We start from the raw sequence: 16446 nt of genomic DNA, 5'->3' as shown, positions 1-16446 counted from the left end.
TAACTTGCACTGCAAGTTACTTTTAGATGTAGTGTAAATGTTCCGCTTCAGACGACGCTTTACACGGGCTTGACTTCAATCTCGTCATTACGTTCCTGCAGGACTTTCAGTTCAAGCATTTCCCGTTGGAGTCGTCATCTTCCGCTTCACAAATGAAATTATGATTCTAATTCTTTAATACCCTTTTCCATCGCTTTCCAAGAAAGTGTTGCGCATTTGATTCGAGCTGGGAATTGAGAGACGCCGGATAGTGCTTCTACATCGCCAAGGTCCAATGATTCATCATGCTCATGACCAAGCATCATTTCAGAGAAGACATGTGCTAGTTCTACTGCTTCTTCCGTTGTTTTCCCGATGATAGTTTGTGTCATCATGGAAGCGGAAGACATTGAAATTGAACAGCCTTCTCCGTCAAATTTCGCATCTTTTACGATGTTATCTTCGACTTGTAGTGACAAATGGATACGGTCACCACATGTAGGGTTATTCATATCGATAGAAATGTTTGAGTCATCGATCACGCCTTTGTTGCGTGGCTTTTTATAGTGATCCATAATGACAGAACGATAAAGTTGATCAAGTTTATTCATTGACATCAGCAAAATACTCCTTTGCATTACGCAACCCTTCAACAAGTCGGTCAATATCCTCTTCATTATTATAAATATAGAAGCTTGCACGGGCTGTCGCTGCACAGGAGAGCCATCTCATCAATGGTTGTGCACAGTGATGGCCAGCACGTACTGCAATGCCTTCCATATCTAGCGCTGTCGCTAAATCATGCGGGTGTACGCCTTCTAGGTTGAATGTTATCAGCCCTGAACGTTTTGCAGGATCTGTTGTACCATAAATTGAAATGCCCTCAATCTTTGCCATTTGTTCAAATGCATATTGAGTTAATCTACGTTCATGTTCCACGATTCTGTCCATGCCGATTTCTTCAAGGAAATCAATCGCAGCACCAAGTCCAATCGCACCGGCGATGTTTGGTGTGCCGCCTTCAAATTTCCAAGGAAGGTCTGCCCATGTAGATTCATACAAATCAACTGTGCTGATCATTTCGCCCCCGAAGGATATTGGCGTCATGTTTTCTAGGTGCTCTTTTTTACCATATAATACACCAATACCAGTTGGGCCGCACATTTTATGGCCGGAGAATGCTAGAAAATCACAATCTAAGTCTTGTACATCTGTTTTAAAATGAGGTACACCTTGTGCCCCATCTACTACCATAACTGCGCCATGTGAATGAGCAACAGCTGTGATTTCTTTGATCGGGTTGATTGTGCCCAGTACATTAGATGCTGAAGACATCGCAACGATTTTAGTACGATCTGTAATTGCTTCTTTAACTGTATCCATTGAAATGGTACCATCAGGATTCAACTCGACGTATTTAAGTGTTGCATTTTTTTCTTTAGCAAGCTGTTGCCAAGGAATCAAGTTGGAGTGGTGCTCCATGTAGGTGATGACGATTTCATCGCCCTCACCTACATTGTCGCGGCCATAACTTGCTGCAATCATATTTAAGCTTTCAGTAGTACCCCGTGTAAAGATGATTTCTTCCGTTGACTTAGCATTGATAAATTTGCGGACTTTCTCGCGCGCTCCTTCATAGGAGTCTGTTGCACGATTGCCCAATGTATGAACGCCACGGTGGACGTTTGAGTTTTCGTATTCATAGTAGCGCTTCACAGCCTCAAGCACTTGAATAGGCTTTTGAGTTGTAGCAGCACTATCTAAATAGACAAGAGGATGACCATTTACTTCTTGGTTTAATACTGGAAAATAGCTTCGAATATCTTCATTAATCATTAGCGAACTTTCCTTTCAATGACCTCCGTCAATTGTTTTTTAACGCCTTCGATTGGCAATTTGTTAACGACAGGGGCTAAGAATCCGTGAATTACTAAACGTTCTGCTTCGTTTTTAGAAATGCCTCGGCTCATTAGGTAGTACAACTGAACTGGGTCAACGCGGCCAACTGAAGCTGCGTGTCCAGCAGTTACATCATCTTCCTCAATCAATAGGATTGGGTTAGCATCGCCTCGAGCATCTTTGCTTAACATAAGAACGCGTGATTCTTGTTCTGCATCCGCTTTTGTTGCGCCATGCTCGATTTTGCCAATACCGTTGAAAATAGCGCGAGCCGCATCTTTCATTACAGCATGAGTCAAAATATAACCGTTAGATGCTTTACCCCAATGTCTTACTTCTGTTGTAAAGTTTTGGCTTTGTTCGCCGCGACCTACAACCACTGATTTAGCATCTGCATGTGAACCATCACCTTTTAGGTATGTGATGTTTTCAGAAATCGTATCGCTGTCATTCATCAAGCCAAGTGCCCAATCAATTGTCGCGTCACGATGTAAAATGCCTCGGCGGTTCACGTAAGTTGTCAAACCTTTTGCAAGCACATCTACAGCGCCATACGTTACTTTTGCATTATCGTTGACGATTACTTCTGAGATAATGTTAGCTTGTCCTTTTGCTTCTTCCATAGTAGAAAGATAGTTTTCAACATAAGTGACAGAGCTGTTTGCTTCTGCTACAACCAATACATGATTGAATAATGAAGCATCTTCATTGTCATGAAGGAAAATGGCTTGGATTGGTTCTTCTACTACCACATTCTTTGGTACATAGACAAACACACCGCCATTAACTAAAGCTGCGTGCAAAGATGTCAGTTTGTGCTGATTCACTTCTACGCCTTCAGTCATGAAGTACTTTTGTACAAGCTCGCTATGTTCGCGTGCTGCTGTATGGATATCTGTAAGAATAACGCCTTGAGCTGCTAGATCTTCTGATAATTGTAAGAAAGCTGGCGTGTTATTGCGTTGAATATAAATGTTTTGTTGACCTTCAATGTCTACGATTGCCTTTACTTCTGCTGGCAAATCTTCCAAAGAAGCAAATGGAGCGCTCTCCGCTAAAAGTGATGGAAATTCAGTGAAGTTCCATTTTTCGATATTTGTTTTATCTGGTTTTGCCATTGGCAAGTTCTCTACATCCGCTAGTGCACGTTCACGAAGCTCAGTCAACCAGCTAGGTTCGCTTTGGGCTTCAGAGAAAGAGCGTACATCTTCGGCGGTTACTGTTAATTTTGTTTCAACCGTCATGTTGGCTCATCCTCCCTCTTATGCTTCTTGTCCTGTAGTTTCTTCTTCGTCTTCGATTCCTAATTCTTGTTTAACCCAGTCATAGCCTTCAGCTTCAAGTTTTTGAGCTAGCTCTTCGCCACCAGATTTAACTACGCGACCTTGCATCATTACGTGTACATGATCAGGTGTGATGTAGTTTAATAGGCGTTGATAGTGGGTAATCATTAAGCAACCAAAACCTTCGCCGCGCATTGCATTGATTCCTTTAGATACAACTTTTAATGCATCGATATCTAAACCAGAGTCGATTTCATCTAAGATACCGAATTTAGGTTTTAACATCATTAATTGAAGAATTTCATTACGTTTTTTCTCACCGCCAGAGAATCCTTCATTTAAGTAACGTTGGCCCATTTCTTCAGGCATTTCTAGGTAGTCCATTTTTTCATCTAATTCGCGGATGAATTTCATAAGTGAAATTTCGTTGCCTTCCCCGCGTTTTGCGTTGATTGCAGAACGCATAAAGTCTGCGTTAGTAACACCGCTAATTTCTGAAGGATATTGCATTGCTAGGAATAGACCTGCTTTTGCACGTTCGTCTACTTCCATAGCTAGTACATCTTCGCCATCTAAAGTAATAGAACCAGATGTTACTTCATATTTTGGATGGCCCATAATAGCAGAAGCTAATGTAGATTTACCTGTACCGTTTGGACCCATGATTGCATGTACTTCGTTTGTATTGAGTGATAAATTAACACCCTTTAAAATCTCTTTGCCTTCAATTTCGACGTGAAGATCTTTAATGACTAAAGTTGACATTGTATTACCCCCATTTATTTTCAATGAAATGTTTGCTGTCATTTCTAATTTAATATCATTCTAATTTTATCTCAAAAAAAAGCCCTTTGCAAATCATTTGAAAATGTTTCTCATCCTAATCAAAGATAGTTGGTATACATTATTTCAAAACATTTTGGGCTCACTATCTATCAGCTTAAATGAAAATCAAATGATTTTCAATAGAAGGATTCTAATTGAGAATTGATTTCACTATGAAAACTGTGTTAACCCCTTTACTATTCTAGTTTCGTCCACATATCCTCTTCCATTCCAACATGCATTTCTTTTAAAACAATCAAAATAAAATATTTCGTTTTCATAGAATCTCCTCGCCCTATTCTACCCAGAATCCTCATTCACTATTAAGGCAATGCATTCTTTTTTTTATGGGAAACTGGCTTTCCATTTTAAAAAACATCCAAAACATATATAATTCAATTAGAATTAATCGAAAAATTAGATAGAAAGGAGTGAGTGTCGGTTTGGAATTACGCCAATTACGATATTTTGTCGCTGTAGCAGAAAGAGAGCATATTTCGATTGCTGCTGAAAAACTGCAAGTGGCACAATCAGCAGTCAGCAGGCAAATCGCCAATTTAGAGGATGAACTAGGTGTTAAACTATTTGAACGCATTGGTCGAAATGTGAAGCTTACGCCTATAGGCAAAGTATTTTATGAACACACACTGGAATCATTGAAAGCCATCGACTTTGCACAAAAACAGATTGAAGAATACTTGAACCCTGAAGAAGGAACGATTAAAATCGGCTTTCCTACAAGCCTGGCTAGTTTTTTGCTGCCGACCATCATATCAGCCTTCAAGAAAGAACATCCGACGGTTTCTTTTCAATTACGCCAAGGGTCTTATCGCTATCTGATCCAGGCTGTAAAGGATCGTGAATTAAACTTAGCTTTCTTAGGGCCCGTTCCAGCAAACGAAGAATCGATTGATATGAAAATACTTTTTACTGAAAACATCGCCGCTTTGGTCCCTGAAAACCATCGTCTGGCAAATAAAAAGGAAATCCAATTGGCCGACCTTCACAAAGATCCTTTTGTTGTGTTTCCGAGAGATTACATACTACATCAGGTTGCTGTAGAAGCTTGCAAATCCGTCGGTTTTACACCACATATCACAACGATGGGTGAAGATTTAGATGCTTTAAAGGGCTTGGTTGCCGCAGGAATCGGCGTAAGCCTACTACCGGAAAGTGCATTTTACGATGCTACACCTCGTCGTACAGCTAAGTTGACGCTCACCAATCCGCCATTCACACGAAATGTTGGGGTTATCTATCCACGCAATCGTGACCTGGCCCCTTCTGAAAAAATCTTTTTAGACTTTGTATGCCAACTATTCTCACGGCTGTCGCAATTTAAATTATAAAAAAGGTGTAAGCATTAAATGCTTACACCTTTTTGTTTTATTTAGAGACCGGTACAACTGACCCTTTCCATTCTTTCGTAATGAAGTCTTGGATTTCTTTTGAATGCAGGGCATCTACTAGTTTTTTCACTGCTTTGTTGTCTTTATTTTTCTTCTTCACTGCTACTACGTTTACATATGGTGAATCAGAGCTTTCAATAGCAATAGCGTCTTTTGTTGGGACTAAACCAGCATCAATGGCGAAATTAGAGTTGATGACAACTGCATCGCCTTCCCCGTTTTTGTACATTTGCACTAGCATTTCAGGTGCAGTGCCGCCATCGATTTTTAAGTGTTTCGGATTTTCATCAATATCTTTAATGACTGCTTTAGTAGGATCTACACCTTTTTTAAGCGTAATCAACTTGTTTGCTTGAAGCAATTGAAGTGTACGACCTTGGTCAGTCACAGAGTTGGAGATTAGAATAGTCGCTCCATCTGGCAACTTATCAAGTGATTTATATTTTTGTGAATAGACGCCGATTGGTTCGATGTGAATTTTGCCGGCAATCGCAAAATCATAGTTATTATCTTTCATTTGCTCTTCAAGATACGGAATGTGTTGGAAGTAGTTGGCATCAAGATCACCATTATCTAAATCTTTGTTTGGCAACACATAATCTTGATATTTTTCAATCTTCAAATCAATGCCTTCTTTTTTAAGAATTGGCTTCGCTTTTTCCAAAATGATGGCATGAGGCGTATTAGATGCACCCACTACCAATTCTTTGTCTGATGCTGCTTTGTCTTTGTTTCCGCATGCTGCTAGGCTAAGTGCCAACGATGCGGTAAGAATTCCTGCTACAAGTTTCTTCATTTTTCATAACTCCCTTTCGTTTTATGTGAACGTCTGAACGGTTCAACCAAATTATCGTTTATCAAGCCTTGCTGTAATAAAGTCACCCACTATTTGGATAACAAACACGATGACTAATATAAACACAGTGGCAACGAATACGACGTCGGTACGGCTACGTTGGAATCCATCTAAAAAGGCTAAGTCGCCTAGGCCTCCTGCTCCAATGATGCCCGCCATTGCTGTATAGCCGACTAATGCTACAGCTGTCACTGTAATGCCAGAGATTAAAGCTGGCCATGATTCTGGGATTAAGACTTTCCAAATCAATGTGCTTGTTTTAGCGCCCATAGATCTGACTGCCTCGATCACCCCTTTATCAATCTCCCGGAAAGAAATCAATACTAGTCTCGCGTAGAAAGGTGCAGCACCGATAATTAATGCCGGCAATGCTGCGTTCGCTCCTCGAATCGTTCCCAATAGCATGTTAGTAAATGGGATAAGGAGGATGACCAGGATAATAAATGGAATAGAGCGGAAAATATTCACGACTGATCCGGTCAGCCAATTGACTAGTTTATTTGCCCATAATTGATTGGGACTGCTCAAAAATAGGATAATTCCTAATAAAAGTCCAATGACAAAGGTGAACACAGTTGAGACTACTGTCATATAAATAGTTTCCTGTGTTGCTTCCCACATTGCTAGCCAATCCACATTTGGAAATAACTTAGTTAGCATGTTGGATCACCTCCGATTTAACGTCTTCCCCATCTAAGTATTTAATGGCTTTATTTATATTTTCTTCATTGCCTGCAATGCGAACGATCAGTGTGCCATATGGACCGCTTTTGGTAGCGGAAATATTTCCGTGCACAATATTTACATCCACATCGAATGTGCGAATCAGATGTGAAATCACTGGCTGCTCAGCTTTCTTGCCGACAAATGTCAGCTGAATTAATTGGCTGTTTGGATCATCCAGCATTTGTGAAATCGATTCTTTATGTTCTGCCGATTCTGTTACCTGAGAAACGAATTTTTTTGTGATGTCTGCTTTTGGCGATTGGAACACTTCTAGAACATTACCTTGCTCTACGATTTGTCCAGCCTCCATCACGGCCACTCGATGACAGATTTTGCGGATAACATGCATTTCGTGTGTAATAAGCACAACTGTAATGCCCAGCTTTTCATTAATGTCTAAAAGCAAATCTAGGATCGCATCTGTTGTTTCCGGATCAAGCGCTGAGGTTGCTTCGTCACAAAGCAACACTTCTGGATTATTGGCTAATGCCCTTGCAATACCTACGCGCTGTTTTTGCCCACCTGACAATTGGGATGGATAGGCTTTCTCTCTTCCCTTTAAGCCAACCATTTCAACTAATTCGCTTACTCGCTTTTGGCGTGCCTCTTTTCCAACGCCCGCTATTTCAAGAGGGAAGGCGATATTTTCTTCCACAGTCCGCGACCATAGCAGGTTGAAATGCTGGAATATCATGCTGATCTTCTGTCTTGCCTGTCTCAGCTCTTTTCCCTTAATGGTGGATATATCGTACCCGCTCACTTGTACGGTGCCTGAAGTCGGTTTTTCCAACCCGTTTAACAAACGAATCATTGTACTCTTACCAGCACCGCTGTAACCGATAATTCCAAATATTTCACCTTTTCTGATCGTCAAATTGGCATCTTGGACAGCTGTAAGGGATCCACTTGCTGTTTTATATTTTTTTAGTACATTCTTTAAGAGAATCATAGCCAAACCCCTTTCATCAAAAAAAATAAGGCCTTTCTGTTAAAGATAAACAGAAAGGCCTTACGTATTGTATTTATACGAAAACCGTTCTCTCATCTTCCAAAGTTTACACTTTGTGTGAATTGGCACCATATCACAAACTGTGACGGTTGCCGGGCTTCATAGGGCACTTCCCTCCACCTCTCTTAATAAGAGCAACGCAATATTTAATTAGGTTATGCTAGTTACTTTACCATGCTGAATTTTGTTCGTCAATCCTTTTTTTGAAACTTTTCAAACAAATATGACACAGACTGAAAAGCGTATATTTTGTCATGCACTTCACCATCTTCAGCGATTAACAGGCAAGGAACACTTTCCACCTGATATTCATATGCCAGTTCTTCAGCATAATTCAAATTGATTTTGCCCATTGGGATTTGTGGGAATGTCTGCTGGATGACCTCCATCATTTTAGAGGCAACCATGCATGTACCACACATGGGCGTATAGAGATAAAAAGCGCACAATTGGCCGCTTTTTTTCGTGTTTTCCCATTCTTCAATTGACCATTCTTGCATCGATTGGATCATCCCTATTCTATAAAATAAGCAGGGTCAATTTCGAAATCTGCTGCTAACAAGACCCTTGCCAAATATTTTCTTGGAGTCGTTTCTACCTGTCTATATAAGGAGAGTGTACGCAAATGATATGCCTCTGGATACTCTTTTTTCATCAGTGCCCGCAAGCGGTCGCCTGAGTAATCTTCATCGAATAATGTGTATAAATCATATTGTTCGTAAGGGGTTAGCAACTCTTCTAGCTTGCTTGCGCTAATCGTTCCATTGGTGCATATAATTGGAATGCTTTCTGTCAATAGAGGTGCTATTTGAAGCTTATCCTGCCTTCCCTCTACTATAAGCACTTTATCAGGCAATGCCCGCACCTCCTCATTGGATAGTCAGACGATATTCTCAGTTGATATAAAAAGCGCCAACACAGAATAGTGAGGCGCTTGAATAAGATTATTCTTCGATTAATTCGCCGTATTGTTCAGCAGATAATAGCGCATCGATTTGAGATGAATCTGAAGGTTCTACAACAACCATCCATGCTTTTTCATATGGTGATTCGTTAACGAATTCAGGGCTGTCTTCTAACTCTCCATTGATTTCAACTACTTTACCTGAGATTGGCGCGTATAATTCTGAAACTGTTTTAACAGATTCAACACTACCAAATGGTTCGTCTGCTACGATTTCGTCGCCTACTTCTGGAAGTTCTACGAATACGATATCGCCAAGTTCAGATTGTGCGAACTCTGTAATGCCGATGCGTACTTTACCGTCTTCTGTTTTCACCCATTCATGCTCTTCTGAATAACGCAAACTTGCTGGAATATTACTCATTTCTACCCCTCCAAATATGTATTTATATTCATATTAATTTTGACATAATCCTTATCTAAAAACAAGCAATTCTATAAGCTACTTCCATGTATTTTCAAAATCTTCTTCTTTAAAACCTAAGGTGATTTTTTGACCATCTGTAACGATAGGTCTCTTTAGAAGCATACCGTCTGACGCAAGCAATGCAAGCTGGTCTTCCTCGCTCATATCCTTTAGACGATCTTTCAGCTCAAGTTCACGATATTTCTTCCCAGAGGTGTTAAAGAACTTTTTCAGCGGCAAGCCACTAAGCTTCCAAAAAGATTTAATTTCTTCCGCAGAAGGCGTACTTTCAACAATGTGACGCTCCGTAAATGGAATATTGTGATTCAGCAGCCAAGCTTTCGCTTTTTTGCAGGTTGTACAGTTAGGATATTGTATTAAATTGATTGGCATAAACATTCCTTCTTTCCTCTACAAATACTCCTACTATTGTAGAGCGACACTTATTTATACGCAAGGAATCCGGCCACATGATTAGTATGACCGGATTCCAAAGGTTTATTTACTTATGATTAGACTGTATATTTTTCAGCTGAGATTAATTTAACAGATGCATGGCGTTTTTTAGAAATCAGGTTGTAAGGTGTATAGCGAGTTAATTTGCGCAATGCAGATAATAGCATGCGTGATTCATCACCTTCGACTGATGCCAAAATAGTTTCTTTTGCTTCTTTTTCAATTTCAGCAAATGCTTCTTGGCAGAAGATTTCTGTATACAAAACTTTTTGTGCCGCTTTATCAAATCCATCACGGCTAAGCGCTTTTTCAGAACGTAATACAACAGATTCCATTGCAAATAGCTGGTTCGCGATATTGGCAATATTCACAAGGACTTCTTGTTCTTGCTCTAATTTTGCACCAAAGCGTTGTACTGCTGTACCTGCAGCCAATAGAGCAATCTTCTTCGCCATTTTTACAAGGTGTTTTTCTTGTGCTAATGGCTCATCACCGATTTCTTCTGGCATCATTGACAATAATTCAGCTTGCAGGCTTTGTGCTTGTTGCAATAAAGGTAGTTCGCCTTTCATTGCTTTTTTCACAAATGTGCCTGGTACAATCAATCTGTTAATCTCATTCGTACCTTCAAAGATACGGTTGATACGCGAGTCACGGTAGATGCGTTCTACTTCGTATTCTTGCATATAACCATAACCACCATGCAATTGTACAGCTTCATCCGCGATATAATCTAATGTTTCAGAACCAAATACTTTATTGATTGAACATTCAATTGCATATTCTGCGATTGCTGCAGCTACTTTTTTGCCGTCTTTTTGCTCTTCAGGGCTTAAGTGGCTCATGCGTTCTTCAAAGTAACCAACTGTACGGTAAATTAGCGATTCTGATGCATACAATCTTGAAGCCATTGTCGATAATTTTTCTTTTGTTAGGTTAAAGGAAGAGATTGGTGTGCCAAATTGTTGGCGTTGGTTTGTATAAGCAATTGCCAATTCAAGCGCGCGTTTTGAAGCACCAATTGAACCTACGCCCAATTTGTAACGGCCGATATTTAAAATGTTGAATGCGATCACATGGCCACGTCCTACTTCACCAAGCAAGTTTTCAACAGGCACTTTCGCATCTTCTAAAATTAGAGTACGAGTTGAAGAAGACTTGATCCCCATTTTCTTTTCTTCTGCGCCTGTTGATACACCAGGGTAGTTGCGCTCAACAATGAATGCTGAGAATTTATCGCCATCTACTTTTGCATATACAACAAATACATCAGCAAAACCAGCGTTTGTAATCCATTGTTTTTCACCGTTCAGAATGTAATGAGTTCCTTCTTCGTTTAACTTGGCAGTTGTTTTAGCACCCAATGCGTCAGAGCCTGATCCTGGTTCTGTTAATGCATAAGCAGCAATCAATGCGCCAGAAGCTAGTTTTGGCAAGTATTTTTGCTTTTGGTCCTCATTGCCGAATAATACGATTGGCAGTGAACCGATTCCTACATGCGCACCATGTGTAATTGAGAAGCCGCCTACTCGTGCCATTTTTTCTGCAATTAACGCAGATGAAATCTTATCAAGACCAAGACCTTCATATTCTTCTGGTACATCGGCTGCCAACAAGCCTAATTCGCCAGCTTGCTTTAATAAACGCACGGAATGTTCAAATTCATGATTTTCTAGATTTTCCACAACAGGTAGTACTTCATTGTGAACATAGTCTTCTGTTGTTTTAGCAATCATTTTTTGTTCATCAGTGAAATCTTCCGGAGTGAATACACGATTTGCTTCCAGATCCTCTGTTAAAAAACTGCCGCCTTTAATTAGGTTTAATGTATTTTCTGCCATTCTGAATCTCTCCCTTTATTTAAATTTTTCTTTAAGTACAAGTTGTACTTCTACTCTATAATATTTCGAAGACGCCAGCTGCTCCCATACCGCCGCCGATACACATGGTAACAACCCCATATTTTTTACCTTGGCGTTTTAACTCATGAATCAGCTTTAAGGTAAGCACTGTGCCTGTTGCACCTAATGGATGACCAAGAGCAATAGCTCCTCCATTTACGTTTACCTTTTCTAAATCAATGCCCAATTCGCGAACGACTTGGATTGATTGTGAAGCAAACGCTTCATTGATCTCCCATAAATCAATATCCTCTATTGATAAACCTGCAATCTTCAATGCTTTTGGTACGGCCACAATCGGTCCAATCCCCATAACTTCAGGAGGCACTCCACCTACTGCGAAGCCTAAGAACTTTGCCATTGGCTTTAGACCTTGCTTTTCTGCTTCTTCACGGTCCATGACTAGCACAGCCCCAGCTCCATCTGATGTTTGCGAAGCATTACCAGCTGTTACTGACCCTTTAATAGAAAAGGCAGGGCGTAATTTGGCTAATGTTTCAGCAGACGTGCCTACACGAACACCTTCATCCTTATCAAAGGTAAATGTTTTGACTTGCGGTTTATTATTTTCATCTACATAGTGCTGCTCTACTTCAACCGGCACAATTTCATCTGCAAATTTGCCTTCAGCAATAGCTTTTGCAGCTCTTTCATGTGAGCGTACAGCAAATGCATCTTGATCTTCTCGGCTGACTTCGTATTTCTTAGCTACTTCTTCCGCAGTATGGCCCATGCTCATATAATACTCTGGCGCCTCTTCTGCTAGTTTAAGATTTGGTCGAATGACATGCCCCATCATTGGCACCATGCTCATCGACTCCGTACCGCCTGCAATGATTGCTGTTGCATGGCCAAGCATAATTCGTTCAGCTGCGTAAGCAATCGACTGCAATCCAGAAGAACAAAAACGGTTGACGGTCACGGCCGGCGTTGTATCAGGAAGCCCTGCCAGTGCACCTACCATGCGAGCAACATTCATTCCTTGCTCTGCTTCCGGCATCGCACAGCCTATAATTAAGTCATCTATTGGACCTTCGTATCCCGAACGCTTCAAAGTTTCTTTCACTACTAATGCGCCTAAATCATCGGGTCTTACAGTTGCTAAAGACCCTTTCTTTGCTTTTCCGATCGGTGTTCTCGCACCTGCTACTATTACGGCTTCACGCATGTGTTTTCCCCCTTCGTGCATGGTAACGATTAGTTACGCAGCGGTTTGCCTTTCATTAACATATATTGCATTCTCGCTTGTGATTTTGGATGACTTACAAGGCTGATAAATGCCTCTCTTTCCAAATTCAACAGGTACTGTTCATCCACCAATGTACCGTATGGGACATTTCCGCCGGATAGAACATAAGCCAATTTTTTAGCAATATAGAGATCATGTTCACTGATATAACCTGACTGCAATAGGTTTTGAGCACCTAGCAGCAATGTCGCATAGCCCGGTTTACCTGTCACCGGTACTTTTTCGCGAATCGGTGCTGTGTAGCCTGCTTCTGCCATCGCCAATACAGCTTGTTTTGCATCATATAATTGGTGATCAGCATTCACGCTAATGCCATCTGCGAAATCTAAGAAATTGTTTTCTCTTGCCTCTTCGCCAGAAGTTGAAGTTTTAGCCATTGCAATTGTTTCGAATACTTTTGATGCGATCGCTTGTAAATCAACATCCACGCCTTTTGGCAATCCTTTTAGATGCTTGATATATAGCTCTTTGTTTCCGCCACCGCCAGGAATTAACCCAACGCCTGCTTCCACTAAGCCCATGTATGTTTCCATCGTTGCTTGAATATGAGGTGCCGGTAAGCAAACTTCACTTCCGCCGCCAAGCGTCATGCCGAATGGAGCTACTACAATCGGCTTTTCTGAATACTTGATGCGAAGCGTTCCTTGTTGGAATGTATTCACAATATAATCAAGTTCAAACAAGTTGTCGTCTTGAGCTTCCATCAAAATCATTGCCAGATTTGCGCCAACTGAGAAGTTTTTGCCTTGGTTCCCAATGACCATCCCTTTGTATTGATCTGATTGATTTAGAAGATCTAATCCGTGATTTAAGATTTGCATAATATCGAGACCAAGCGCATTTGACTTGGAATGGAATTCTAGCAATAATACGCCATCGCCAAAATCTATTAAACTAGCGCCAGAATTACTTTTCAGAACGCCGTGTTTTTTCTTGTAGCGTTTTAGATCGATTGATTTTTCATTAACGGGCACTAATTTGTATTCCTGGCCGTCAAAGTATGCTAAGTCTCCATCAATCTCTGAATAGAATGTTGAATAGCCTGCATCTAATAGAGATGTGACAAATGAAGGGATTTCGTAGCCTTCCACTTTCATTTTCTCTACTGACTCTGCTATGCCAATCGCATCCCACATTTCGAATGGTCCCTGTGACCAGCCAAAGCCCCATTTCATTGCATTGTCGATAGCCACAATATCATCAGCGATTTCGCCTACTAATTCTGCGGAATAGACTAAGGTTGGAGCAAAGACACTCCATAACAATTCACCTGTGCGGTCATTTGCATAAGTTAAGGTTTTCACTTTAGCTGCCAAACCTTTTTGCTGCTTCGCCATTTCAATAGAAGGAGTTTTTAGCTTCTTCACAGGCTCGTATTCAAATGTGTCTAAGTTCAGCTCTAAGATTTCTTTACCTTTTTTCACAAAGAAGCCTTGGCCTGATTTAGCGCCTAACCAGCCTTTTTCAACCATTTCTTGCAGATAAGAAGGCACTTCGAATACTTTTTGCTCTTCCCCTGTTGTGTTTTCGTGTACGTTGTTCGCCACATGGACGAATGTATCTAACCCCACAACATCTAGTGTGCGAAGAGTAGCCGATTTCGGACGACCGATTAATGTACCAGTTACCGAATCAACCTCACCCACTGAATATCCTTTTTCCTTCATGACTTGCAAGGTTTTCATTAAGCCGTATGTACCGATACGGTTGCCGACAAAGTTAGGCGTATCCTTCGCAATAACAACGCCTTTGCCTAAGCGGTCTTCACCGAATTCCTTCATAAATGAAACGACTTCCGGCAATGTATCCTGTGCTGGTATCACCTCAAGCAATTTTAAGTAGCGTGGCGGATTGAAGAAGTGTGTACCAAGGAAATGTTGTTTGAAGTCCTCTGAGCGTCCCTCTGCCATTGCATTGATGCTGATGCCTGATGTATTGGAACTGATGATGCTGCCTTGTTTTCTAGCTTCATCGATTTTTTTATATAAATCTTTTTTGATTGCTAAGTTTTCAACGACAACTTCAATGACCCAGTCAACCTCGCTTAATGCTGATAAATCATCTTCTATATTGCCGACTGAAATTAATTGAAGGTTCTTTTTTGAAGTTAGTGGCGCTGGCTTTTGTTTTAACAGCTTTTGTACAGCTGTAGAAGCAAATCGATTGCGGACTGCTGGTTGGTCTAATGTTAGCCCCTTTGCTTCTTCTTCTTTTGTAAGCTCTCTTGGCACGATATCAAGCAATAATGTAGGAATGCCAACATTGGCTAAATGAGCCGCAATGCCTGACCCCATTACCCCCGAACCAATAACAGCCGCTTTTCTAATATGATAAGCCATGAGCGAATCCTCCCTTTCCCCTTTTGAATGAATACTCATTCATTTTATAATCAAAAAAAATAAAACTTCCTTATCTGTCATTTATTTTAGACTATTAATTGAATTTTCGCAATGAAAAAATCTGACTTTTATAAAAAATGTATAGATAAGTAGTTTTTACTTTTTCTACTTTCTTAAAGTCTAGTCTACTGATAATTCGCTTCGCTCTAGACGGCGCTTTCCGCGGGCTTGGCTTCAATCTCCTCATCACTTCATTCTTGCGGGCCTTTCAGCTCAAGCTTTTCTCGCAGGAGTCGCCGTCTTCCGCTACGCTGTAAAGTAAAGGTGTGTTCACATTTTTAAGGTATTGATATTGAACGATTTACTAATAACTTTTAAAGACGTTTTACTCTCAAGTTAAGGGGGTATTTATTCAATAGAGTTAGTTCTTACAAAAATAAAGGAGGATTTTCATAATGGTAAAAAGACAAGTCGTAGGTGTTTATGACACAGATAATGAAGCAATCGCAGCAATTCAAGAATTAAAAAGACAAGGTTATACAGCTGATGAAATATCCGTTATCAGTCAAGATACTCAACAAATGGAGAATGTAACAGAAGAAACGGATACGATGGCAGGCGAAGGAGCTGCAACAGGCGCAGCGACAGGTGGTGTGCTAGGCGGTCTTGGTGGTATTTTGACAGGTCTTGGTGCATTAGCTATCCCTGGGATTGGACCTATCGTAGCAGCAGGCCCAATTATCGCCGGTATTACAGGTGCCGCAGCTGGTGCAGGTGTTGGTGGTTTGGCAGGTGCATTAATCGGTATGGGTATTCCGGATGATGAAGCACAACGTTATAATGAGGATTTCGAAAACGGTAAAATCTTAGTCCTTGTGGATTCTGATCATTATACTCCAACAAATACAACAGTCCGTCGTACGACTGATGTGACTAATGATCCTACTGTAACTAATAACCCTAACCTAACAAATGATCCTAACGTAACCAATGAAACAGTACGTCCAGTTGGTGAAAGGGAAACAATCATTACAGATAGAATCCGTAAAAATTCTTTCTAGGGTAATCTATTCGACATTGAGAGCCGTTTCTATTCTTCCATGAATAGGAATGGTTCTTTTTTATGTCGTTATAGGTTTCTTTCC

16 protein-coding genes and 1 riboswitch are annotated in these 16446 nt (G+C 40.6%); of the genes, 2 read left to right on the top strand and 14 right to left on the bottom strand.

All coding sequences use genetic code 11. The features are described 5' to 3' along the window. Window positions 1-158 precede the first annotated feature (158 nt). The 4 genes from sufU to sufC are packed head-to-tail and all read right to left on the bottom strand — an operon-like array spanning window position 159 to window position 3926. Entirely contained in the window at window positions 159-596 is a 438-nt protein-coding gene (gene sufU, locus RCJ93_RS11430) for a Fe-S cluster assembly sulfur transfer protein SufU (protein WP_173668481.1), read from the bottom strand. Beyond that, window positions 583-1815 (bottom strand): cysteine desulfurase, encoded by a 1233-nt coding sequence (locus tag RCJ93_RS11425; protein ID WP_446739061.1) that lies wholly within the window; start codon window positions 1813-1815, stop codon window positions 583-585. The genes sufU and RCJ93_RS11425 overlap by 14 nt, the downstream gene beginning before the upstream one ends. Then, entirely contained in the window at window positions 1815-3122 is a 1308-nt protein-coding gene (gene sufD, locus RCJ93_RS11420) for a Fe-S cluster assembly protein SufD (protein WP_446739060.1), read from the bottom strand. Before sufD ends, RCJ93_RS11425 begins: the two co-directional genes overlap by 1 nt. A gap of 18 nt (window positions 3123-3140) precedes the next feature. Further along, entirely contained in the window at window positions 3141-3926 is a 786-nt protein-coding gene (gene sufC, locus RCJ93_RS11415) for a Fe-S cluster assembly ATPase SufC (protein WP_066789265.1), read from the bottom strand. A 503-nt stretch (window positions 3927-4429) separates the two neighbouring features. On the opposite strand from sufC, the gene RCJ93_RS11410 reads away from it, so the two are divergent. After that, window positions 4430-5335: a LysR family transcriptional regulator gene (locus tag RCJ93_RS11410; RefSeq protein WP_150285088.1), complete on the top strand. Its 906-nt coding sequence runs from the start codon at window positions 4430-4432 to the stop codon at window positions 5333-5335. Between the two features lie 37 nt (window positions 5336-5372). Here the strand turns inward: RCJ93_RS11410 and RCJ93_RS11405 are convergent, their stop codons facing one another. The 10 genes from RCJ93_RS11405 to RCJ93_RS11360 all read right to left on the bottom strand — a co-directional run bounded on the left by RCJ93_RS11405 (window position 5373) and on the right by RCJ93_RS11360 (window position 15301). After that, window positions 5373-6191, bottom strand: coding sequence for a MetQ/NlpA family ABC transporter substrate-binding protein (locus RCJ93_RS11405; protein ID WP_446739059.1), 819 nt, complete (start codon window positions 6189-6191; stop codon window positions 5373-5375). A gap of 51 nt (window positions 6192-6242) precedes the next feature. After that, the gene (locus RCJ93_RS11400; protein ID WP_147196379.1) at window positions 6243-6911 is read right to left on the bottom strand and encodes a methionine ABC transporter permease; all 669 of its coding nucleotides are present in this window, start codon (window positions 6909-6911) and stop codon (window positions 6243-6245) included. Next, a complete protein-coding gene (locus RCJ93_RS11395) occupies window positions 6901-7926 on the bottom strand; it encodes a methionine ABC transporter ATP-binding protein (protein WP_446739058.1) in 1026 nt (341 codons plus the stop codon). Before RCJ93_RS11395 ends, RCJ93_RS11400 begins: the two co-directional genes overlap by 11 nt. 89 nt (window positions 7927-8015) lie before the next feature. Continuing rightward, a riboswitch (SAM riboswitch) is annotated at window positions 8016-8121 on the bottom strand. Between the two features lie 56 nt (window positions 8122-8177). Further along, complete coding sequence (locus tag RCJ93_RS11390) at window positions 8178-8486, bottom strand: thioredoxin family protein (protein WP_147196375.1); 309 nt, start codon at window positions 8484-8486, stop codon at window positions 8178-8180. Window positions 8487-8500: 14 nt separating this feature from the next. Next, complete coding sequence (locus RCJ93_RS11385) at window positions 8501-8842, bottom strand: hypothetical protein (RefSeq protein WP_066789282.1); 342 nt, start codon at window positions 8840-8842, stop codon at window positions 8501-8503. Between the two features lie 88 nt (window positions 8843-8930). Further along, window positions 8931-9314: a glycine cleavage system protein GcvH gene (gcvH, locus tag RCJ93_RS11380; protein ID WP_066789285.1), complete on the bottom strand. Its 384-nt coding sequence runs from the start codon at window positions 9312-9314 to the stop codon at window positions 8931-8933. 78 nt (window positions 9315-9392) lie between these two features. Further along, window positions 9393-9749 (bottom strand): arsenate reductase family protein, encoded by a 357-nt coding sequence (locus tag RCJ93_RS11375; RefSeq protein WP_066789288.1) that lies wholly within the window; start codon window positions 9747-9749, stop codon window positions 9393-9395. A gap of 119 nt (window positions 9750-9868) precedes the next feature. Beyond that, complete coding sequence (locus tag RCJ93_RS11370) at window positions 9869-11653, bottom strand: acyl-CoA dehydrogenase family protein (RefSeq protein ID WP_066789291.1); 1785 nt, start codon at window positions 11651-11653, stop codon at window positions 9869-9871. A 55-nt stretch (window positions 11654-11708) separates the two neighbouring features. Further along, the gene (locus tag RCJ93_RS11365; RefSeq protein WP_249774653.1) at window positions 11709-12881 is read right to left on the bottom strand and encodes an acetyl-CoA C-acetyltransferase; all 1173 of its coding nucleotides are present in this window, start codon (window positions 12879-12881) and stop codon (window positions 11709-11711) included. A gap of 29 nt (window positions 12882-12910) precedes the next feature. Beyond that, window positions 12911-15301, bottom strand: coding sequence for a 3-hydroxyacyl-CoA dehydrogenase NAD-binding domain-containing protein (locus tag RCJ93_RS11360; RefSeq protein ID WP_446739057.1), 2391 nt, complete (start codon window positions 15299-15301; stop codon window positions 12911-12913). 455 nt (window positions 15302-15756) lie between these two features. Between RCJ93_RS11360 and RCJ93_RS11355 the strand changes: the two genes are divergently transcribed. Next, the gene (locus RCJ93_RS11355; RefSeq protein WP_084246938.1) at window positions 15757-16362 is read left to right on the top strand and encodes a general stress protein; all 606 of its coding nucleotides are present in this window, start codon (window positions 15757-15759) and stop codon (window positions 16360-16362) included. Window positions 16363-16446: the final 84 nt, after the last annotated feature.

This window comes from Rummeliibacillus sp. BSL5 (genome assembly GCF_052928305.1).
This window is presented reverse-complemented; position numbering and strand designations above follow the sequence as displayed.